The sequence below is a fragment of the Plantactinospora sp. BC1 genome, from assembly GCF_003030345.1.
Classification (GTDB): Bacteria; Actinomycetota; Actinomycetes; order Mycobacteriales; family Micromonosporaceae; genus Plantactinospora.
Genome location: NZ_CP028158.1, coordinates 3,392,901 through 3,414,509, shown reverse-complemented (window position 1 = coordinate 3,414,509; position 21,609 = coordinate 3,392,901). Strand labels below are relative to the sequence as shown.

The 21,609-nt window shown below is 72.1% G+C and carries 18 protein-coding genes and 2 tRNA genes; 13 read left to right on the top strand and 7 right to left on the bottom strand.

What is annotated here, in order from left to right:
* Positions 1-104: 104 nt before the first annotated feature.
* Positions 105-1,274, bottom strand: a complete 1,170-nt coding sequence (locus C6361_RS14710) for a hypothetical protein (protein ID WP_159079328.1) — start codon at positions 1,272-1,274, stop codon at positions 105-107.
* Positions 1,275-1,499: 225 nt separating this feature from the next.
* On the bottom strand, positions 1,500-1,667 hold the full coding sequence (locus C6361_RS37630; protein WP_165436864.1) for a DUF5679 domain-containing protein: 168 nt from the start codon (positions 1,665-1,667) through the stop codon (positions 1,500-1,502).
* Positions 1,668-2,182: 515 nt separating this feature from the next.
* Between C6361_RS37630 and C6361_RS14705 the strand changes: the two genes are divergently transcribed.
* Complete coding sequence (locus tag C6361_RS14705) at positions 2,183-2,713, top strand: M48 family metallopeptidase (RefSeq protein ID WP_107257901.1); 531 nt, start codon at positions 2,183-2,185, stop codon at positions 2,711-2,713.
* A gap of 85 nt (positions 2,714-2,798) precedes the next feature.
* The gene (locus tag C6361_RS14700; protein WP_107268084.1) at positions 2,799-3,398 is read left to right on the top strand and encodes a hypothetical protein; all 600 of its coding nucleotides are present in this window, start codon (positions 2,799-2,801) and stop codon (positions 3,396-3,398) included.
* 143 nt (positions 3,399-3,541) lie between these two features.
* Here C6361_RS14700 and C6361_RS14695 read toward each other — a convergent pair whose 3' ends face one another.
* Complete coding sequence (locus C6361_RS14695) at positions 3,542-4,747, bottom strand: zinc-dependent metalloprotease (RefSeq protein ID WP_199853488.1); 1,206 nt, start codon at positions 4,745-4,747, stop codon at positions 3,542-3,544.
* Between the two features lie 182 nt (positions 4,748-4,929).
* Between C6361_RS14695 and C6361_RS14690 the strand changes: the two genes are divergently transcribed.
* From C6361_RS14690 to C6361_RS14655, 8 genes are all read left to right on the top strand, one after another.
* Positions 4,930-5,946: a PDZ domain-containing protein gene (locus C6361_RS14690; RefSeq protein ID WP_107257904.1), complete on the top strand. Its 1,017-nt coding sequence runs from the start codon at positions 4,930-4,932 to the stop codon at positions 5,944-5,946.
* 106 nt (positions 5,947-6,052) lie between these two features.
* Positions 6,053-9,085 carry a UPF0182 family protein gene (locus C6361_RS14685; protein ID WP_199853354.1) on the top strand — a complete coding sequence of 1,011 codons (3,033 nt, stop codon included), beginning with the start codon at positions 6,053-6,055 and terminating at the stop codon, positions 9,083-9,085.
* Between the two features lie 105 nt (positions 9,086-9,190).
* Positions 9,191-9,267, top strand: a tRNA-Met gene (locus tag C6361_RS14680).
* A 205-nt stretch (positions 9,268-9,472) separates the two neighbouring features.
* Positions 9,473-9,549 (top strand) — tRNA-Met (locus tag C6361_RS14675).
* Between the two features lie 138 nt (positions 9,550-9,687).
* Positions 9,688-10,638, top strand: coding sequence for an RNA polymerase sigma factor SigJ (sigJ, locus tag C6361_RS14670; RefSeq protein ID WP_107263826.1), 951 nt, complete (start codon positions 9,688-9,690; stop codon positions 10,636-10,638).
* 115 nt (positions 10,639-10,753) lie between these two features.
* The gene (locus tag C6361_RS14665; protein ID WP_107268083.1) at positions 10,754-11,950 is read left to right on the top strand and encodes an NAD(P)/FAD-dependent oxidoreductase; all 1,197 of its coding nucleotides are present in this window, start codon (positions 10,754-10,756) and stop codon (positions 11,948-11,950) included.
* Positions 11,951-12,103: 153 nt separating this feature from the next.
* Positions 12,104-12,598, top strand: a complete 495-nt coding sequence (locus tag C6361_RS14660; protein WP_234359500.1) for a DUF1772 domain-containing protein — start codon at positions 12,104-12,106, stop codon at positions 12,596-12,598.
* Between the two features lie 67 nt (positions 12,599-12,665).
* Positions 12,666-12,917 carry a hypothetical protein gene (locus tag C6361_RS14655; RefSeq protein ID WP_107257907.1) on the top strand — a complete coding sequence of 84 codons (252 nt, stop codon included), beginning with the start codon at positions 12,666-12,668 and terminating at the stop codon, positions 12,915-12,917.
* Positions 12,918-13,055: 138 nt separating this feature from the next.
* Here C6361_RS14655 and C6361_RS14650 read toward each other — a convergent pair whose 3' ends face one another.
* Positions 13,056-14,357, bottom strand: a complete 1,302-nt coding sequence (locus C6361_RS14650) for an ABC transporter substrate-binding protein (RefSeq protein WP_234359499.1) — start codon at positions 14,355-14,357, stop codon at positions 13,056-13,058.
* A gap of 228 nt (positions 14,358-14,585) precedes the next feature.
* On the opposite strand from C6361_RS14650, the gene C6361_RS14645 reads away from it, so the two are divergent.
* Positions 14,586-15,416, top strand: a complete 831-nt coding sequence (locus C6361_RS14645) for a phosphoribosylaminoimidazolesuccinocarboxamide synthase (protein ID WP_107268081.1) — start codon at positions 14,586-14,588, stop codon at positions 15,414-15,416.
* Here the strand turns inward: C6361_RS14645 and C6361_RS14640 are convergent.
* The 3 genes from C6361_RS14640 to C6361_RS14630 all read right to left on the bottom strand — a co-directional run bounded on the left by C6361_RS14640 (position 15,397) and on the right by C6361_RS14630 (position 19,117).
* Complete coding sequence (locus tag C6361_RS14640; RefSeq protein WP_107268080.1) at positions 15,397-16,548, bottom strand: glycosyltransferase; 1,152 nt, start codon at positions 16,546-16,548, stop codon at positions 15,397-15,399. The genes C6361_RS14645 and C6361_RS14640 overlap by 20 nt on opposite strands.
* A 68-nt stretch (positions 16,549-16,616) precedes the next feature.
* Entirely contained in the window at positions 16,617-17,789 is a 1,173-nt protein-coding gene (locus C6361_RS14635) for a glycosyltransferase family 1 protein (protein WP_107268079.1), read from the bottom strand.
* Positions 17,790-17,923: 134 nt separating this feature from the next.
* Positions 17,924-19,117: a hypothetical protein gene (locus C6361_RS14630; protein ID WP_107268078.1), complete on the bottom strand. Its 1,194-nt coding sequence runs from the start codon at positions 19,115-19,117 to the stop codon at positions 17,924-17,926.
* A gap of 204 nt (positions 19,118-19,321) precedes the next feature.
* Between C6361_RS14630 and C6361_RS14625 the strand changes: the two genes are divergently transcribed.
* Together C6361_RS14625 and C6361_RS14620 are read left to right on the top strand one after the other, a co-directional pair.
* The gene (locus C6361_RS14625) at positions 19,322-20,482 is read left to right on the top strand and encodes an ROK family protein (RefSeq protein WP_107257912.1); all 1,161 of its coding nucleotides are present in this window, start codon (positions 19,322-19,324) and stop codon (positions 20,480-20,482) included.
* 33 nt (positions 20,483-20,515) lie between these two features.
* Complete coding sequence (locus tag C6361_RS14620; protein ID WP_107257913.1) at positions 20,516-21,568, top strand: extracellular solute-binding protein; 1,053 nt, start codon at positions 20,516-20,518, stop codon at positions 21,566-21,568.
* The last annotated feature ends 41 nt before the right edge of the window (positions 21,569-21,609 follow it).

The following is a 21,609-nucleotide window of genomic DNA, read 5'->3' as shown; positions in this document are numbered from 1 at the left end:
GGAGACGGTCCACTTCTGTCCCGCTCGGCCGGTTCCGCCGGTTCCGGCGCCGGCCCCGGACCGGGGCCGACGTGGAGGGCGCCGGGCACGTCCGCCGCACGCTCTCAGCCGGGGCCCGGGCACCCGGCCGGCCCTTCCGGTGGGTGCGGCGCCTCGGGTGGACGCGGCGCTTCGGGTGGGTGCGGGGCTTCCGGTAGGCGCGGCGCCGGGCGAGACGGCGTACCGCGCCGCCGTCGGGTGCAGCCACATGCCGGATGCGGCGGCCAGGTACGGCGGCGCAGTCGTCCGGTACCGGTCACCTCGACCGCCCCGCCCACCGTCTCCGGGGTACCGCCGTCGAGGAAGGTGAGGACCTCGCCGACCGCGTACCCGACCGCCGTGACCAGGGTCGCGGTCAGGCAGGGTTCCTGGCCGTCACCGGCGGCCAGCTGGGCGGCGAGGCCGGGCCAGCCCGGATCGCGGTCCCGGCGGTGCAGGTCGACGCAGTTCAGGCAGGGCGACCCGGCGGCCCGGACCAGTGGGCCGACCACCGGGACGCCGTCGCGCATGGTCAGCAGCAGGTGTGCCTGCCGGTGCTGGGCGTAGCCGGCGGCGAGGAGTCCGGCGGGGCGGTCGGCCCCGACCTGGACCACCAGGTCGGCGGTACCGCGTCGGACGGCTCGGGTGATGGTGCCGGGCACGGACCGGGCGATCGCGTCCACGACGGCGGCGGCGCTGGGCCGGCGTACGTCGGTGGCCAGTAGTCCGGTCCCGACGGTGTCCGCCGGCCGGACCCGGCCGCGCAGGTCCGGGTGCACCTGGCCGACGCCGGCCTGGGCCAGGGTCACCGCCACCGGGGCGGCGAGCCGACCCTGACCGGTCACCACGACCCGGGCCGCCGCCCGGCGCCGGAGGAGTTGGGCCGGGGTGCCCGGCGAGTCCCGGCCGTGCAGCGCGAGCGCCGCCGCCTCGGCGGAGAGCCGCTGCCGGGCCGGCTCGGGCAGGTCGGTGGGGAGCAGGGTCTGCGCGGCGACCACCAGGCCGGCGGCGCGCAGGGTGTCGATCAGGGTACGGGCGTCGTCGCGGGACACGTTGATCGTTTCCGCGTGGTCGAGGACGGCCCGCTCGCTGCGGCTGCCGTCGAGCAGGTCGAGCAGCCGGGCGGCGGACGGGTCGGCGACCTCGACCAGGACGGCGCGCCGGGGGTCCAGGCCGAGTTGCAGGGTGTGTCGGTCACGCCAGAGTCGGGCGAGTCCGGGCAGCAGGGTCGGGCGGGGCAGCACGCTTCGGGTCATGGAGCGACACGCTGTCACCGCGCGGGTGCGGGCGGGCAGCGGTTGTCCACAGCGGTTGGGGGCTGTGCACTGCTCTATCCACAGGATCTGGGGTGTTATCCACAACCGATCGGTAACTTTTGTCGTCGCGCGGACATCACGCCGGGTGTCCGTAGCGCGACAGTGAAAGCGGGAAGGGGTGGCGCTCGGCCACCCCTTCCCGCAGTTCCGCGTGGTTCTCGATGATCAGACCTTGGCCTTGCCGAGGATCCGGTTGACGGTCGTGCCGCAGACCGGGCACTTGCCCTTGGCCATGTTCATGCCCGTCTTGGAAACCTCGACGTTGCCCTCGAAGTCACGCTTTTCCTTGCACTTCACGCAGTACCCGTTGTAGGTCTGGGCCTTCTCGGCCACGGTGCCCTCCTCGTCTCATCCGCCGGCTCTCGCGAGCCTGACGTGCGCCCGGCGGCGGGCGGCCACGTAGGCGCCAGCGCTGGGGTTTCTCCGCGGTCACCGCTGTGACCGCCGGTCCGCGGACCCTACCCAGGTCTGGGCAGTTCCATGTCAGCAATCTGTCGACACTGTGAGGAAGCCGACGACCAGAGTGTGCATGCCGGAATAGGTCGGATAAGTCAGTTTCGCAGGGACACGCCGGATGAACCACGTCAGATCGCTGATCAGGGGGGCCTGGCGAGGTCGGCGGATGATCGTTTACCGTTGCCTCCGACGCTCGCCCCGTACGCCGCCGCGAGGAGCGAGCGGGGCCGATCATGGACGTGCGGGCGATCACCGCAATGAATTTTTTCCGGACGGCTCGCCGCTAACCGGTATTTTTCCGGCGGCTATCTATGGGTTGACTCTTGCGGTGACCTGGTCAGTAAGCATTAGTTTTCCATCGTGAACGAAACCCGGGGCTGCGCGGGCCGCTAATGGCGGGGTTGCGGAAGCCGGTCGTCGAGGTACGGCGCAGTCAGCGTCGGCGTCGGACGGTGTCCGCCTACCGGGACGGCGAGCGCGTCGTCGTCCTCATCCCCGACCAGTTCTCCCGCGCCGAGGAGACCGAGTGGGTGGATCGGATGCTCGCCCGGCTCGCCGCCCGGGAGGAGCGGCTCGGGCGCTCCGACGAGGAGCTGCTGCTCCGGTCCCGCCGGTTGATCGACCGCTATCTGAGTGAGCACGGCAGGGCGGCGGTGCCGGCCAGCGTACGGTGGGTGACGAACCAGAACGGGCGGTGGGGCTCCTGCACCCCGGCCGACCGGACCATCCGGATCTCGCACCGGATCCAGGAGATGCCGGAGTGGGTGATCGACTACGTGCTGCTGCACGAGTTGGCCCACCTCGTCGTGCCCAGTCACAACGCACGGTTCTGGGAACTGGTCGGGCGCTATCCGAAGACGGAACGGGCCCGGGGCTATCTGGAGGGCGTCGCCGCGACCACCGGGATCGTCCTGCCGGACTGAGCCCGTACCGGTGCGCCCGGTCGGCCCCGGACGGGCGGTACGGCCGGGCCGGGTGGCCGGCCCGGAAGCTCGGTAAGGTCGGCGGGTGACCCGCCGTGTGATCGTGGTGATGCTCGGACCCGTCGCCTGGGCGCCGCCCGGGACCGACCCGGCCCGCTGGCGCTCGGCACTCGCCGAAGACGCCGTCGACCTGGTCGCCACGCTGGCCCAGGTGGAGCCGGCGATCGCCGCCACCGCCGCCGACCGCGCGCTGGCCGACGCGGTCGCCTGGCCCGGCATGCCGGTCTACGACCTGCCGACCCACCGGGTCGGTGCCGCGCTCGACGCCGCGACCCGGGACGGCTACGACCAGGCCGCCGTGCTCGTCGCCGACGCACCCGACGTGCCCGGCCTGATCCTCGGCAAGCTGCTCCGCCCGCTGACCAGCCGCCCCGTCGCGGTCGCCCCCGCGACGAACCCCGGCGCCGGACTGCTCGGGCTGGCGACCCGGCTACCCGCACCGGACTGGCTGCCGGACCTCGACCTCGACACCGCCGGGGCGGAGCTGGTGCGCGGTGCCGCACCGCGACCGGCCGAGGTCGCGGTGACGCCGGGCTGGCGGCGGCTCCGCGGCCCCGCCGACCTCGCGACGCTCGATCCGGCAGTCGAGGGCTGGGACACCACCCGGGTACTGCTCGGCGGCTGACGCCGGGACGCCCGCCGCCCACCACCCGGGCCCCGACGGACCGTCACCCGCACCGTCCACGCCTGCCCGGGGGGCCGGGACAGCACCGTCCATGCCTGCCCGGGGCTCCGGGACACGCCGCTGTCGAGCCCCGGGGTGCCGGGTCACTCCGGGTCGCGTCGCTCCGAGCCCGGCTCGCCGGAGTCGTCCTCGGCCGCGGGCTTGCCGAAGTCGAAGTCCTCCAGGTCGCCGAGGTCGAGTTGGGACCGGGCGAAGGCGTCCGGGTCGGCGAAGTCCTCCTCGGCCGGGAGCAGGTCCGGGTGTCCCCAGAGCGCGTCCCGACCGGCGATGCCCCGGTGCTCGGTGAGCGCCGCCCAGAGCGCGGCGGCCTCGCGCAGCCGCCGGGGGCGCAGCTCCAGCCCGACCAGCGCCGCGAAGGTCTGCTCGGCCGGACCACCGGCGGCCCGGCGCCGCCGGAACGCCTCGGAGAGCCGGTTCACGTTCGGCAGCCGTTCGGCGGCGGCGGTGTCGACGACGTGGCACACCCAGCCCTCGACCAGGGCCAGCGCGGTCTCCAACCGGGCCAGCGAGGCCTTCTGCGCCGGGGTGTCCTCCGGGGTGAAGATGCCCTCGACCGAGAGCGCCTGCACCGACTCCGGATTCATCGGGTCGAGCCGGCCCATCGCCTCCTCGATCGCCTCCCGGTTCACGGTGATGCCGGTGGCGTACATCTCGACGGTGGTCAGGACGTGCCCGCGCAGCCACGGTACGTGCTGGAAGAGTCGCTGGTGCGCGGCCTCGCGCAGGGCGACGTAGAGGCGTACCTCGTCCTCGGGGAGTTCGAGGCCCTCGCCGTACGCCCGGATGTTCGCCGGCAGCAGCGCGGCCGTGCCGGCCGGGCCGAGCGGCAGGCCGATGTCGCCGGCCGAGAGCACCTCGGCGGCGAGCGAGCCGAGGGCCTGGCCGAGCTGGCCGCCGAAGAGCGCCCCGCCCAGCGTGGTCAGCATGGACTGCATCGGGCCGAGCTGCGCCCGGGCCTCCGGCGGCACCAGGTCGCCCATCGCGGCGACCATCCGCCCGGCCACCGGGTCGCAGAGCTTCTTCCAGACGTCCAGCGTCTTGTAGATCCACTCGTTCCGGTTCCACGCCACCGAGGTGCGGATGCCGGAGGGGTGTGCCGAGGTCGGGTCGAGCCAGAGGTCGGCCAGCCGGAGCGCCTCCTCGACGGCGTTGCGCTCGTACGGCGTGACGGCCGGGTCGCCGGCCGAGGAGAGCTGGCTGGCCGCGACCTGGCGGGCCAGGTCCCAGTTGACCGGGCCGCTGCCCGGCGCGGCGAGCAGCTGTTGCAGCTGCGCCATGAACTGCTGCATCTGCTGCGGGTCGTTGGGGTCGGGCGGCTGGCCACCCGGCAGGGCGAAGCCGAACGGAATATCAGGCACCCGTCCACGGTACGCGCGCCGGGGGGTGCGCCGCCTGCCCAGGTGTCACGCCGAGGGCGAACCTCGGGTTCGCGGGCCGGCCCGGAGGTGTCGGCTGGGTAGGCTTGGCGGCCATGAGACGTCGCGGTGTCACTGTTCTGCTCGGCGCGGTGCTCACCGCCCTGCTCAGCATCGGCGTACTCGCCGCCCCGATCCCGTACGTCGTGCTCGGCCCGGGGCCGACGGTGGACACGCTGGGCCGGCAGGACGACAAAGAGGTGATCCAGGTGTCCGGCCGGGAGACCTCGACCTCGGCCGGACAACTCCGGCTGACCACGGTCGGCGTGCAGCCCGACGTCAAGCTGCTCTCCGCGATCGCCGGCTGGTTCTCCCCGGACGAGGCCGTGGTGCCGTACGAGTTGATCTACCCGCCGGGTCAGACCCAGCAGCAGGTGGAGGAGCGCAACGCGGAGGACTTCGCCGCCTCGCAGACCAGTGCCGAGACGGCGGCGCTGCGCGAACTCGGCTATCCGGTGCAGGTGGTGGTCAAGAGCGTCACCGCGGGTGGCCCGTCGGAGGGGATCCTCAAGGCCGGCGACGTCTTCACCTCGGTCGACGACAAGCCGGTGGTGGTGGCGAGCAGCCTGACCGACCTGATCCGGTCGCGGCCGGCCGGCTCCCGGCTGAAGATCGGCTACACCCGGGACGGTAAACCGGCCACCGCGACCATCGTCAGCGCGACCACGGACAACAACCCGCCCCGGATCGGGGTGGAGATCGAGCAGCGGCAACCGCACCCGTTCGAGCTGAAGATCGACCTCGGGGACATCGGCGGGCCCAGTGCCGGGCTGATGTTCGCGCTCGGCATCATCGACAAGATCCGGACCGAGGACCTGACCGGCGGAAAGGTCATCGCTGGTACCGGCACCATCAACGACCTGGGTGAGGTCGGCCCGATCGGCGGCATCCCGCAGAAGCTGGTCGGCGCGAAGAACGCGGGCGCGAAGTATTTCCTGGTACCGGCCGGAAATTGCGAGGAGGCCGTCCGCAACGCCCAGTCGGGGCTGCCGATGGCCCGGGTCGGAACCCTCGACGAGGCGCTGAGCGCACTGGACACGATTCGGGCCGGAGGCCAGCCGCCGAAGTGCTGAACCACCGCAGGCCCGAAGGGGGACCGGTCGGACTCAGGAACACCCCGTAGTCTAGGTGCTCTGATCAGAGCCGGTCATTGCCGAAGGTGCGGAGCCAACAGTGGTCATGCGTAGCAGCCCCCTGCCAAGAATGAGTCGACGCGGTCGCGTCACGGTCGGCGTACTCCTCGGGGTGTTCCTGCTCCTCACCCTGCTGGGCTGGGGCGTCCAGGCCTGGACCGACTGGCTCTGGTTCGACGAGGTCGCCTACACCCGGGTCTTCAGCGGGGTGCTGGTCACCCGGATCCTGCTCTTCGTGGTGATCGGCCTGGCCATGGCGCTGCTGGTCGGCGGCAACATGTGGCTGGCCTACCGGCTGCGGCCGGTGCTCCGGCCGAACTCGCCGGAGCAGGTGACCCTGGAACGCTACCGCTCGGTGCTGGCGCCCCGGATCGGCACCTGGCTGGCCGCGATCGGGGTGGTCGTCGGGCTCTTCGCCGGCCTCTCCGCGCAGACCCGCTGGGGTCAGTGGATGCTGTTCCGCAACTCGCAGAGCTTCGGCATCGAGGACCCGGAATTCAAGATCGATATTGGGTTCTACGTCTTCCAGTTCCCGTTCCTGCGTTATCTGCTCGGCGTCGGCTTCACCGCCGTGGTGCTCGCCATGATCGGCTCGCTGGCGATGCACTACATCTTCGGCGGCGTCCGGCTACAGGGTGTCGGTGACCGGATGACCGGCGCCGCCCGGGCCCACCTGACCACGCTGGTCGCGGTCTTCGTGCTGCTCAAGGCGCTGGCGTACGTCCTCGACCGGCGGGCGATGCTGCTGGAGTTCAACGAGGGCGTCGACCTCTACGGCGCCGGCTACGCCGACATCAACGCGCTGCTGCCGGCGAAGGAGATCCTGGCGTACATCTCGGTGGTGGTCGCGCTGGCGATCATCCTCTTCTCCAACGCCTTCATCCGGAACCTCGTCTGGCCCGGCATCTCGCTCGCCCTGCTCGGCATCTCGGCGGTGGCGATCGGCGGCATCTACCCGTGGGCGGTGCAGACCTTCGAGGTCAAGCCGAGCGTCAAGGACAAGGAAGCCGCGTACATCGAGCGCAGCATCAACGCCACCCGGGACTCCTTCGGGCTCGCCACCACGGTGATGGCGCCGTACAGCGCGGCGAACCTGAAGCCGCCGGAGTCGCTGGCCACCGACACCTCGGTGGTGCCGAACATCCGGCTGCTGGACCCGCAACTGGTCTCCGAGACCTACACCCAGCTCCAGCAGGTGCGGGGCTTCTACGACTTCGGCCCGAAGCTCGACATCGACCGCTACCAGGTCAACGGCGAGACCCAGGACTACGTCGTCGGGATGCGGGAGATCAACTATCTGGAGCTGACCGACCAGCAGAGCAACTGGATCAACCGACACACCGTCTTCACCCACGGGTACGGCCTGGTCGGCGCCCCCGCCAACCAGGTGGTCTGCGGCGGGCAGCCGTACTTCGTCTCCGGCTTCCTCGGCGAGCGGGCCGAGGAGGCGTGCTCGTCGGCGACCGAGACGATCCCGGCCACCCAGCCGCGGATCTACTACGGCGAGCAGATGGACGGCAGCGACTACGCGATCGTCGGGCAGACCGAGGGGAACAACCCGGTCGAGTTCGACCGGCCGACCGGCCGGGACGGTGGCGAGCAGTACTACACCTACACCGGCAAGGGCGGGGTCGAGATCGGTTCCTTCGGTCGCCAGCTGCTCTACGCGATCAAGGAGCAGGAGCCGAACTTCGTCCTCTCCGGGGCGATCAACGACGCCTCCAAGCTGCTCTACGTGCGTAACCCCCGGGACCGGGTGGAGAAGGTCGCGCCCTTCCTCACCCTGGACGGCGACCCGTACCCGGCGGTGGTCGACGGGCGGATCCAGTGGATCGTCGACGGCTACACCACGGCGGCCACCTACCCCTACGCCGAGCAGGTGAACCTCCAGCAGGAGACCGCCGACGAGCTGACCGGGCTGGGCACCTTCGAACTCGCCCGGGAGAACGTCAACTACATCCGGAACTCGGTGAAGGCGACCGTCGACGCGTACGACGGCACCGTCACGCTCTACCAGTTCGACGAGGCCGACCCGGTGCTGAAGGCCTGGAACAAGGCCTTCGGCGGAAACCTGGTGAAGCCGAAGTCGGAGATCCCGGCCGCCCTGGCGGCACACTTCCGCTACCCGGCCGACCTGTTCAAGGTGCAGCGCAACCTGCTGGCGAAGTTCCACGTCACGGACCCGTCCGAGTTCTTCTCCGGGCAGGACTTCTGGGAGGTGCCGAACGCGCCGGACGCGCCGGACTCCGGTGAGCGGCAGCCGCCGTACTACCTCTACACCCAGTTGCCGGGGCAGGAGTCGCCACGCTTCCAGCTCACCTCGGCGGTCACCCCGGCCGGCCGGCAGAACCTCGCCGCGCTGATCAGCGGCTCGTACCTGAACGGCCAGCCCCGGCTGGAGGTGCTGGAACTGCCCGACCAGACGGCGGTCTCCGGGCCGGTCCAGGTGCACCAGAAGATGACCAACAACGCCAACATCCGGCAGGAACTCAACCTGCTCTCCTCGAACCAGGCCCAGGTGCAGTACGGCAACCTGCTCTCGCTGCCATTCGGCGACGGGATGCTCTACGTCGAACCGGTCTACGTGAAGAGCAACCAGACGAACGCCTATCCGCTGCTGCAACGGGTGCTGATCTCGTACGGCGACGGTGGTCAGTACGTCGTGTTGGCGAACAGCCTCGAAGAGGGCATCAAACAGCTCGTCGAGCAGGGCAAGAAGGCCGCCCCGACCACACCGACGACGCCACCGCCACCGACCGACGGCGGCACGAACCCGACGCCGACGCCGACTCCGACGGTGCCACCGGCGGACACCAACCCGCAGCTCACTCCGGAGCTGGCCGCCGCCGCTGGCAAGGTGCAGGCCGCGATCGCCGAGGTCAGGTCGGCCCAGACCGCCGGCGACTTCGAGCGGTACGGCCGCGCGCTCAAGGCGCTCGACGAGGCGATGACCGAGTTCCAGAACGCCCAGCGGGCGAGCGGTAACCGGGCACCGGCTCCGGGTTCGTCTCCGGCCCCGGCCGGCTCACCGGCGGCGAGTGGCGGTACACCCAGCGCGCCGGCCTCGCCGAGCGGCTGACCAGGTCGTACCCGGCTGCCCGGCGGCGGTGACACGGCCGTCGCCGGGCAGTTCCGGCCCTGTTTTGCGGGCCGTGGACGGTGTGCGCTAGGGTTAACGAGCCGACGCGGGGTGGAGCAGCTCGGTAGCTCGCTGGGCTCATAACCCAGAGGTCGCAGGTTCAAATCCTGTCCCCGCTACCACAGAACCATCAGATAGAACCCGGTTCCCACACCATGGGGCCGGGTTCTTGCTTTTCCGGCGTTCCTTGCACCGCGCCGGTGTTCCTCGCACCGCCGGTCTTCTTGACGTTGCCGGTGTTTCTGACGCTGCCGGTGTTCTCTGCGTTGCCGGTGTTTCTATTGAGTTGGACTTCCGGCCCGGTTCGGCTAGGGTTTCATCCGGCGACGCGGGGTGGAGCAGCTCGGTAGCTCGCTGGGCTCATAACCCAGAGGTCGCAGGTTCAAATCCTGTCCCCGCTACCAACGAGAAACGGCCCCTCGGATCTTCTCCGAGGGGCCGTTTCCACGTCACCTGCCGACCGGCCGGGACATCGGCGCGGATGCCGGCGAGGAGACTCGCCCGGCGTTGCCGCCTCGTGCCGGCGTGCTTAACTGGTGGCGATGCTCAGCTCGCACGAGGTCGATCTGTTCGAGAGCTCCAGGGGCCGCCTGGAGGCGATCGCCTACCGCCTGCTGGGCTCGGCGACCGACGCCGAGGACGCGGTCCAGGACACGTTTCTGCGGTGGCAGGCGGCCGACCGGGAACACATCGAGACGCCCGAGGCCTGGCTGACGAAGGTACTCAGCAACGTCTGCCTCAACCAGCTCAGCTCGGCGCGGGCCAGGCGCGAGAAGTACGTGGGCAGTTGGCTGCCGGAGCCGCTCCTCGCCGGGGACCGGATGCTCGGCCCGGCCGAAACCGCCGAACAGCGCGAGCTGGTCTCGATGGCGGTGCTCACCCTGATGGAGCGGCTGTCGCCGAACGAGCGCGTGGTCTACGTGCTGCGCGAGGCATTCGGCTACCCGCACGGCGAGATCGCCCGGATCCTCGACATCACCGAGGCGAACTGCCAGCAGATCTACCGGCGGGCCAGGCAGCATGTCAGCACCGACCGGACCCGGATCGAGATCGACGCCTCCGCCGCGAAGAAGATCGCCGAGGAGTTCCTCGCCGCCGCCGTCAGCGGGGACACCGAGCCGCTGGTCAGGCTGCTGACCGACGACGCGGTGAGCATGTCCGACGGTGGCGGCCGGGTCCCGGCCCGCAGCACCCCGGTCGTCGGCGCGCTCGGCATCGCGCGGTTCCTGCGGGGCGTCTTCGCGCCGAACGACGCCAAGCGGGCCACCTTCGAGGCCCTGGTCGGCGGGAGTTTCACCATGCACGCCGTCGTCGTCAACGACGGCCCCGGCGTGCTGGTCACGGTCGGGGAGCGGGTGGTCGGCGTCATGTCGCTCGACGTCACCCCCGACGGTGTGGCCGCGATCCACGTGCAGGCCAACCCCGAGAAGCTGGAACGCGTGACGCGGCAGTGGGCCGCCTCCGATCGCGGAGAGCCGTCCGGCCCCGGCTGATCTGGCGAAGCTGCCCGGCCCCGGCCGGTGACGCAGCTTACAGCGAATCCTGTCAGGGATCGTGCCGCTATCCGGTTCAGGAGGCGAGCAGGCCACAGCAGACAGGAGCGGAACCATGAAGCACCGCATCGTCGTCCTCGGGGCCGGTTACGCCGGGGCCCACGCCGCCGGGCGCCTCGCCCGTCGCCTCCACGCCGACGACATCGAGATCACCCTGGTCAACGCCGACCCTGATTTCGTCGAGCGGGTCCGGCTGCACCAGCTCGCGGTCGGGCAGGATCTGCGGCCCCGCCCGTTGCGCGACATCTTCGCCGGCACGGGCGTCCGGGTACGACCGGCCCGGGTCACCGCCGTCGACGCCGACCGCAGGACCGTCGACCTGGTGGACGGGCACGGCGGCGCCGACCAGATCGGCTACGACACCCTCGTCTACGCCCTCGGCAGCACCGTCGCCGAGCACGGGGTACCCGGCGTCGCCGAGCACGCCCAGCACGTCGCCAGCCGGCAGGGCGCGCTGCGGCTGCGCGAGCGGCTGCACGACCTCGCCTCGGGTGCGACCGTACTGGTCGTCGGTGGCGGCCTCACCGGCATCGAAGCGGTCACCGAGATCGCCGAGGCCAGGCCGGACCTCGACGTCGCGATCGCCACCCGTGGCGGCCTCGGCGACTGGCTGAGCGACAAGGCCCGGCGACACCTGCGCGGAGTCTTCGACCGGCTCGGCATCACCGCCCACGAGCACACCGACGTCGTACGCGTCGACCAGACCGGCGTGCTCACCGGCACCGCCGAGCGGATCCCGGCCCAGGTGACCGTCTGGACCACCGGCTTCGCCGCCGACCCGATCGCCGCCGCCAGCACCCTGGCGCTCGCCGACACCGGGCAGATCGTCGTCGACGAGACCATGCGCTCGATCTCGCACCCCGACGTGTACGCCGTCGGCGACGCCGGGCTGGCGGAGGGGGCGGGCGGCAGGCCACTGCGGATGTCCTGCGCCTCCGGCATCCCGATGGCCTGGAAGGCCGCCGACGCCATCGCGGCGCGGCTGACCGGCCGCAGGATGCCCGACAACACGATCGGGTACGTCCAGCAGTGCGTCAGCCTCGGCCGGCACGACGGCATCATCCAGTTCGTGACCACCGACGACCGGGCCAAGCCCTCCGCCCTGACCGGCAGGACGGCGGCGCGGTACAAGGAGTTCGTCTGCGCGGGTGCCGCCTGGAGCGTCGCCCACCCGACGATCCTGCTGCCGTCCCGGCGCCGTCGGCTCACCGCGACGGTCGGGGCCGAACCGCTGCCGGCCACCGCCGGCTGAGTCGCCACCGTTCGGACCGTACGTCCTCGCCGGCCCTCCAGAGATCGTCTGGGGGGCCGGCCCGCTCTCGCGGCCGGGCTTGGGCGGCCCGGGCAGTTCGGTGATACTGCCACTGCCGGATCTGCCGGCGCGGACCGACGGGAGGGCGGGCGAGTGTTGACCGGGGCCGTACTCGGTGCCGCCGCGATGACCACCGGACTGGTGGCCGGCGTCTTCGTCCTGTACGCACACACGATCATGCCCGGACTGGGCCGGACCGACGACCGTACCTTCGTGGGCGCCTTCCAGGCCATCGACCGGTCGATCATCAACCCGTGGTTCATGTCCTGCTTCTTCGGGTCACTGGTCCTCACCGGTGTCGCCGCCGCCCTGCACCTGCCGGCGCCCCGGCACGACGGGCTGCCGTGGACCGTCGCGGCGTTCGTGCTGAACCTGGTGGTGATCGTGATAACCCTGGCGGTGAACGTGCCGCGCAACGACGCGATCAAGGCGGCCGGGGAGCCGGACCGGATCGCCGACCTCGCCGGGGTACGCCGGGCCTTCGACGAGCCGAGGTGGCGGGCGTGGAACCTGGTCCGGGTCGTACTCAGCTGCACGGCGTTCGGATCTCTGCTCGTCGCGCTCGTCAGCTCCGGCCAGCGGGGCTGAGCGGGTTCCCGTCCGGTGATCGGCCGCGTTGCCGGCGGGACTTGCGGGTAGCCCCGAGGATGTAGCCATGGAGATTTTCCGGAACTGGTGGGTCCGCCTGACCGCAGTACTCGGTACGGCGGCGTTGACAGTGTTCGTACCGGCCGTCGCCTGGGCGTCGAGCGGGCCCGGCGAGTTGGTGCTGGAGGCGGCCCGGGGGCGCCGGGCCCGGGGCAGCTTCGGGATCTGGGGACTGGTCTGCTGCCTGATCGTGGTCGGCGTGATCGTCGCCGTCCTGGTCCTCATCATGCGCAACCGCCGGTCGGGGGGAAAGCGCTGAACAGCCCCGCCGGGTGACTCCGCCCGGCAGGCAGCCGCCCGCCCCGTGCGGTGGGCCGGACGGGCCCGGTCTCCGGGGTGTCCGGAAGGGGACCCCTCCGCCGAAGGGGAGAACGGTGGACGGGTCCCTTCCCGGCGGTCAGCTCGTCAGCGCGGCGTTCGCCTGGCTGATGAAGGACGCCGCGGCCGTACGCGGGGAAGCCTTGCCGAACTGGACGCTCTCCGCCGCCTGGATCAACAGTTGCTTGATCGTGGCGTGGCCCTTCGGCGGCGGTACCGGCGCCGGACCGAACTTCTCCGTCATGGTGGTCTCGAAGGCTACCGACTGCTTCATGCTCTCGTCGGTCAGCGACGCCTCCACCGTCCGCCGTACGTCCAGGTTGGCGCTGAGCCCCCGCTCGGTACCGAGGATCTCGCCGGCCACCGCGTCGTTGACCAGGAAGTCGATGACGTGCACGACGGTGTCCGGATGGCGGGTACCCCGGAAGGCGGCCCAGTAGAGCGAGGCCCGGGCCCAGTGCGCGGCCGGGTTGCCGGGATAGCTGACCACCTTGAGCTTGTCCTTGGTCAGCTTCTGCAACTCCGGTAGCTGGTTGGACCAGACGAACGAGGTCGCCGCCTGGCCGCTGGCCACCAGCTGCTTGGTCACGTCACCGCTGTTCGCGGGCTGGATCACCTGCGGCGGCGGGGCCGCCCCGCGCTCCCGGGCGTCCGCCCACAGCTCGAACCAGCGGGTCAGGTCGCTCTCGGTGAAGCCCATCTGCCGGCCCCGGTAGAGCTCCTTGTCCTGCGAGCGCAGCCAGAGCCAGAGCGCCTTGTAGTCGGCGGACGGGTCCATGGTGCCGAAGACCTCGCCGTCGGTGCGCTCGGTGACCTGCTCGGCCCACTCCAGGTAGTCCTGGTAGGACATTCCGATCTGCGGCTCGGGCAGGTCGTACCGGTCGAGCAGGCTTTTGTTGTAGATCAGGCCGGGGGTGTTCTCCGCCGCCGCGGCGGCGACCGTACGGCCGGTCACCTGGCTGGACTGCGCCAGGCCGGCGGGGAGCTTGCGCAGGTCGAGTACGTCGGTCCGGACGTAGTCGGTCAGGTCCAGCAGGATCTCCCGCTGCGCGTACTCGGTGAGGTAGTTGTCGTCGATCTGGAAGATGTCCGGGGCGTTCCCGGCGGCGGCCTCGGTGGAGAGCCGGTCGAAGTAGCCGGCGTTGCCCTGGAAGGTGAACTTGAAGGTGACGTCCGGGTAGCGCTTGGTGTAGACCTCCAGCGCCTGCTTGGTCAACTCGGCCCGGCGGTCGCCGCCCCACCAGAAGACGGAGAGTTCGACCTTGTCGTCCCGCGGCGCGGCGTCCTCGGCGGTGCAGCCGGAGGCGAGCGCGATGACGACGACGAGCAGCACGGCACCCAGGCGCCGGCCGAGTCGGCCGGCCGGCGGTCTGCTCGGCACGGGGGAGGGGAGGGGAAGAGGCACGACAACTCCTGACGACGACACCGGGTCAGCTGTGACGGCAACCGGATCATTTACACAGCCGGCCTCGGCGGGTGTCAACGCCCGTACGGGCAGGATCCGCCCAACCGCCGCCCGGGACGGGCCGGATGTCGGGCTCGGCCCGGCGACCCGGCCGGCGCGGGCCGCACCGGACCCGCCCCCGGCGCCCGTGATGTACTTGGGCACGTGGAACTGCTGCATTCGGGCAAGGTCAGGGACGTCTACGCCGACGGCGACGACCTGATCCTGGTCGCCTCCGACCGGGTGTCGGTCTACGACGTGGCGCTGCCGACCCCGATCCCGGACAAGGGCAAACTGCTCACCGCGCTCTCGCTCTGGTGGTTCGACCAGCTCGCCGACCTGGTGCCGAACCACGTCGTCTCCGCCACCGACGTACCGGCGGAGTGGGCCGGGCGGGCGATCCGGGTCCGCCGGCTGGAGATGATCCCGGTCGAGTGCATCGCCCGGGGCTACCTGACCGGTTCCGGCATCAAGGAGTACGAGCGGACCGGTTCCGTCTGCGGGGTACCGCTGCCACCCGGGCTGGTGGAGGCGTCGATCCTGCCGGAGCCGATCTTCACGCCGACCACCAAGGCACCGCAGGGCGAGCACGACGAGGCGATCACCTTCGACGACGTGGTGGCCAAGGTCGGGTCCGAGACCGCCGAGCGGCTCCGCGAGATCACCCTCGCCGTCTACCGGCGCGGCGCCGAGCTGGCCGCCGACCGGGGCATCCTGGTCGCCGACACCAAACTCGAACTCGGCTGGGCGGCGGACGGCACGATGACGCTCGGCGACGAGCTGCTCACCTCCGACTCGTCCCGGTTCTGGCCGGCCGACTCCTACCAGCCCGGCCGGGAGCAACTTTCGCTGAGCAAGCAGTTCGTCCGGGACTGGGCGGTCGGCACCGGCTGGGACAAGACCGGGCCGGCCCCGGAGATGCCGCCGGAGTTCGTCGAGGCCGCCCGGGCCCGCTACGTCGAGGTGTACGAACGGCTCACCGGCCGCCGCTGGTAGCGGTCAGTTCGGCCGGCAGCTCCGGTACCGGCAGGTCGTGCGCGGCCAGGAAGCCCGCCACCGCGGCCGACCACGGAAAACGTTCGGCCTGCCGGCGGGCGGCGGCCCGGCGCTCCGGATCCGGCCGGCCCGTCAGCTCCAGCACCGCGTCGGCGTACCCCGGCCCGTCGCCGGGCGCGGCCAGCCCGGCCGGACCGAGCACCTCCGGCAGCGCGCTCTGCGCGCTCGCCACCACCGGGGTACCGCTGGCCAGCGCCTCCAGGGCGGCCAGGCCGAACGTCTCCACCGGCCCCGGCGCCAGCACCACGTCGGCGGTGGCGAGCAGCCGGGCCAGCAGGTCGCGGTCGGCGACGTGCCGCAGGAAGCGGACCGGCAGATCCGCCCGGGCCGCGCCGGCCCGCAGCCGCTCCCGGCGCGGGCCGTCGCCGACCACCACCAGCACCGCGGGTACGCCCCGGTCCCGCAACCCGGCCAGCGCGGCGAGCGAACGCTCGGGGCGCTTCTCCGGCGACAGCCGACCGCAGTGCAGCAGGAGCAGCTCGCCGGGTTCGGCGTGACCGGCGCGCAGCCGTGGGTCGTACCGGTCCGGCCGGAAGTGGTCGAGGTCGACGCCGAGCGGTACCTGACGGAGGTTGCCGGCGCCGATCCGCCGGAACTCCGCCGCCGCCCACGAGGTGGTGCAGACGATCTGGTCGTGCCCGGCGGCGGTACGTCGGTTGAGCCGGTCGGCCACCCGGCGGAGCTGCCCACCGGGGAGCAGCCGGAGCAGCCCGTCGAGGCTCTCGTGCGACACCATCATGCTGGGTACGCCGTGCCGGCGGGCCCAGGCGCCGGTCCAGCGCAACGTCGTACGGTCGGAGATCTCCAGCCGGTCCGGGCGCAACTCGCCGAGCAGCCGGGCCAGCCGGACCCGGTCGACGAGCACCCGGTAGCCGCCCATTCCGGGTACCGGCGGGCTGGCCAGTGTGATCACCCGCCCCTGGCCGGTCTGCTCGTCGGTGTCGTACCGGCCGGGCATCACCAGCACCGGCTCGTGCCCGGCGGCGGCGTACCCGGCGCCGAGCTGGCGCAGCGCGGTGCGCAGCCCACCCGAACTCTCGGTGATGAAGTTGGCCAGTCGCACGATCCGCATGCCGCCTCCTCGGCCCACCGGCCGGCGGTGCGGGTTCCGTGCCGGGTGGGGAGGATGCTGCCGCCCGGTCACGCGGCCGCCTGCCGCAGCCGGAACAGCCGGCCCGGCCGCGGAGTGCCGACCGCCGGCGCCTCGGCGAGTACCGCCGTGTAGTGCCCGATCAGCTCGTCGCCGATCGCCGCCCAGGTGCGCCCGCGCACCGCGGCCCGCCCCGCCCGGCCGTACTCCGCCCGGCGTCGCGGGTCGGCGACCAGCCCGGCGATCGCGGCGGTGAAGGCGTCCGGGTCGTCCGGCGTGACCAGGTGACCGGTCCGGCCGTCCCGTACCAGGTCCAGCGGTCCACCGGCGGCCGGCGCCACCACCGGCAGGCCGCTGGCCATCGCCTCCTGGACCGTCTGGCCGAAGGTCTCGTACGGCCCGGTGTGCGCGAAGACGTCGAGGCTGGCGTAGATCCGGGCCAGTTGCCGGCCGTGCCGGGGGCCGACGAAGAGCGCGTGCGGCACCGCCCGGCGCAGCGCCGGCCCGGCCGGACCGTCGCCGACCACCACCACCCGGACCCCGGGCAGCGTGCTCGCCCCGGCCAGCAGGTCGACCCGCTTCTCCACCGCCAGCCGGCCCACGTAGCCGACCAGCACCTCGCCGCCGGGGGCGAGCGCGCGGCGCAGTGCGGCGCTGCGGTGCTCCGGCCGGAACCGTTCGCTGTCCACACCCCGCTGCCAGAGCCAGATCCGCTGGATGCCGTGCCCGGCCAGGGCGTTCGCGGTGGCACTGGACGGGGCCAGGGTGCGGTTCGCGCAGTTGTGCACCCGACGCAGCCAGCGCCAGGCCGCCGCCTCGGTCAGCCCGACCCGGTACGCCCGGGCGTAGGCGGCGACGTCGGTCTGGTAGACCGCCACCGAGGGCAGTCCCATCGCCCGGGCCACCGTGACGCCCCGGGCGCCGAGCACGAACGGGCTGGCCAGGTGCACCACCTCGGTGCCGTGTCCGCGCACTGCCGCCGCCAGTTCCCGCCCCGGCAGGCCGAGCCGGAACTGCGGGTAGCCGGGCATCGGCACCGACGGCAGCCGTACCACCGGATAGGGCAGCGCGCCGGTACCGTCCGGGGCGCCGGCCGCCGGTTGCGGCGCGATCACCAGTGGCCGGTGGCCGCGCCGTACCAGGTGTTCGGCGACGCGTACGACCGAGTGCGCCACCCCGTTGACGTCGGGCGGAAAGGACTCCGTGACGATCGCGATCCGCATGGGCTCACCGTCGTGCAGGTCCCCGCCGAACAGGTCACGCCATAATGACCTGCCGGCGAACTGTCAGCGACGAAGCGTGGAGCCGGCGGCCGGCGGCGCGGACGGGCGCGCCCCCTCGGGGTCGGTGCGGCGGTTCACGGCTGGCCGGCGGCCGGCACGACGGCGGGGAGTGGTGCGCCAGCGGGGAGTGGCGCAGCGGCCGGGAGTGGCGCGGCGGTGGACGGTGGTGCGGCGGCGGGCGACGGCTGGCCGCTGTGCGGGACGGTGAGCGGGGCGATCAGCCCACCGGCGACCAGGGCCAGCAGGGCGGCGGCGGGCAGCACGGCGACGCCGTCCGCCGGATAGCTCGTGCCGGCCAGCGCGAAGAGCGGGGCCGAGACGAATATCGAGACGACCACGGAGACGATGACCAGCGGCACGGTGCCGGGCAGGCCGGCGAGGGTGAGTCCGGTCCAGAGGGCCACGGTGCGGCGGTCGGGCCGGTGCAGCCGGAGCAGGGCCACCACGACCACCCCCAGGGGTACGGCGAGCAGCACCCCGATGCTGGTGGTCCCCGGTTCGACCCCGGCGCCGGTGGCCGTACCGAATCCGCCGAGTACCGCCGCCGGCAGGAGTGCGCCGGCCAGCGGCGCGAGCGGACGCGGCGGGCGGTGCCGGGCCGCGCCGACCGCGAAGGCGGCCAGTACGACGAGGAAGACCGGGAGTACGGCGGTGACCAGCGGCAGCCCGGCGGGGAGGAAGGGGTGGTTGACCCCGGGGGTGCCCTGGGCGAGCGGCAGCGGGGCGCAGCAGGCGGCGGCGACCGCGACGATGGCGAGCCGGCGCCGGACGACGTGTGCCGGGATGCCGGGTGCCCGCCACCGGGCGAGTCGACCGGTCAGCGCCAGTACGGCGGCGCCCAGCCCCAGGGTGACCGCGAGGCCGACGCTGCCGGCGAGGCCGGCGCGCTCCACCGCCCCGTCGACCCCGAGCAGCAGGGTGCCGGTGCCGGCGGCCAGCAGCAGCGCGCCGCGCCGGTGTGCGAGCGCGGTGAGCAGGCTGAGTGCCGCCAGCAGGATGGCCGCCCAGCGTAGTTCGGCGACCCAGAGGAAGAGTTCGCCGTCCCCGCCGGGCATCGGTGCCCGGTCCGCCACGATCGGCATCCGGGGGGTGAGGATGGTCAGCGTGTAGGCCCAGGCGGTCACCGCGACGGCCAGGCCGGCCAGCCCGGCGAGCCGGGTGCCGATCGGGGGCGACCAGGGTTCCACGCCGGAGGCGGCCGGTTCGCGGTCCGAGTCGGGAGCGGCCGGTTCGCGGTCCGAAGTGGAGCCGGGGTGCGCGGAGGACATGTCGACGAGGGTAGTTGCCGGCGGCGCGTCCGGCGGGCGTGCCCGTCGAGCCGCTCCGGTCGCTACCCACCGGCGGTGTGTCCGGGAGGGCTGCCCGTCTCGTACCCCTTCGGAGGCGAAGGTCCTGGTCGGCGGGGTGATCGGGGATGGGCGAGATCCATTCGTTACTTGACGGAGATAGTTCGTTCGCCGTAGGAAAGAAGAGTGACTGACGTGGTCAACCCGCCAACCAGCCCCGTGAGCCGGGAGCGGTCCAAGGAGATCAAGCGCCTTTCGGTGATCTCCGCGGCCCGACAGGCCAGGGTGCTGTCCCGGGCCGAGCTGACCGAGCTGACCGGGCTCAGCCCTGCCACGCTGACGCCGCTGGTGCGCGCCCTGATCGCCGAGGGCTACCTCATCGAGCGGGGGCCGGGTGCCTCGCGTACCGGCCGGCCGCGCGCCATGTTGGAGTTCAATCCCGGCGCCGAACTGGTCGCGGCGGTCTCGCTGGAGCCGTCCCGGATCAGTTGCGAGATCGCCGACAGCGACGGGACGGTGATAGCGCACCGCAACGCCCGACTGCACACCGACATCGTCACGACGATCTGCCGGTTCGTGCCGGAGCTGGTCGGCGACGGGATGCCGGCGCTGCGCGGGGTGGCGATCGCGGTGCCCGGTGTCTCCACCGGCGGTGCCGTGCGGTTGGCGCCGTCGGTCGGCGTGATCGAGGGCCAGCCGATCGGCGACTCCGTCCAGGCGATGCTCGGCGTGCCGGTGGTGGTGGACAACGACGTCAACCTGATGGCCGCCGGCGAACACGCCGCGGGTGCCGGCAGCGACGTCACCGACCTGCTGCTGCTGCACGTGGCCGACGGCATCGGCGCCGGCCTGATCCTGGACGGCCGGGTCCGCCGGGGTGCCGCGGGCGCGGCCGGCGAGGTCGGGTTCCTGCCGCTGGAACGGGGCGACCAGGGCCACGACGGGGTGGGCCCGTTCGAGGCGCGGTGGTCGGAGAACGCGATCGCCGAGCGGGTCGTCGCACTGCGTCCCGGCCGGCGACCGCAGGCACCGGTCCGCGAACTGGTCGAGTTGAGCCGTACCGACGCCGAGGCGGACGACTATCTGCGCGAGGTACTCGGCGCCTGGGCCCGGCTGATCGTCTCCTGCGTCTGCGTGGTGGACCCCGGCCGGGTGCTGCTCAGCGGTGCGGCCGCCGACCTGGACGACGCCGCCCTCAACCTGCTCCAGTCTCTCGTCTCGCTGGCCGCCCCGGCCGCGACCGAGGTCCGTCGCGCCGTCCTCGGCGACCGGGCGGTACTGCACGGCGCGGTGAGTTACGCGCTCACCGCTGCGGCGGCTCCGGCCGCCACCAGTGGATCTTTCTGACCCGCATGAATTCCCCACCCCGGAGGTAACCCCATGAGACGCCGATCGGTGCTCGTCGGAGCGCTCGCGATAACGATGATGACCAGCCTGGCCGCCTGCGGTGGCGGCGACGACGACGCCGCGGACGGCGGTACCGCCGCCGAGAAGATCGTCGTCTACACCGCCCGGGACAAGAAGGTCGCGGACTTCGTGGTCGGGAAGTTCACCGCGAAGTTCCCGGAGTACCAGGGCAAGGTCGAGGTGCTCACCCTCGGCGCCCAGGAGATCCTGGAGCGGGTACGGGCGGAGAAGGCCAACCCGCAGGGCGACGTCTGGTGGGGTGGCACCCAGCAGGCGCTGGCGACCGGGGCCACCGAGGACCTGCTGGCCGGCTGGCAGCCGACCTTCGCGTCGAAGATGGACGCCCAGTACAAGGACGCGGAGGGCCGCTGGTTCGGTGAGATCCTGCTGCCCGAGGTCATCATGTACAACAACAAGGCGGTCCCGGCCGACCAGGCGCCGAAGGACTGGGACGACCTGATCACGCCGGCCTGGAAAGACAAGATCATCATCCGCGACGTGGCCGCCTCCGGCACGATGCGCTCGATCTACGCCTCGATGATCCAGAAGCTCTCCCCGGACGGCAGCAACCCGCAGCCCGGCTACGACTGGCTGCGCAAGCTGGACGCCAACACCACCGAGTACGCCGCCAACCCGGCGGACCTCTACCTGAAGATGTCCCGGGGGCAGGGCGTGGTCAGCCTCTGGAACCTCCAGGACGTGCTGTTGCAGGCCAACCAGTCGAACATGCCGTTCGGCTTCGTGATGCCGGCCTCCGGCGCGCCGGTCCTGGTCGACGGCCTGGGCGCGATCAAGGGCGGCAACACCACCGGTGCGCAGAAGTTCATCGAGTTCCTCTACGACGACGCGCTCCGCGCCGAACTGGCCCGCGACTACTTCCAGATCCCGGCGGTGGAGATCGCCGAGAAGCCGCAGTGGCTGGCCGAGCTGGGCCTGAAGCCGATGGACGTGGACTGGGACGTGATCGCGAAGCACGAGACCGAGTGGATCAACCACTGGAACGCCGAGATCAAAAACAAGGGCTGACCGTTCCGGTACCGGCCCGGCCCACCTATCCGGGCCGGTAC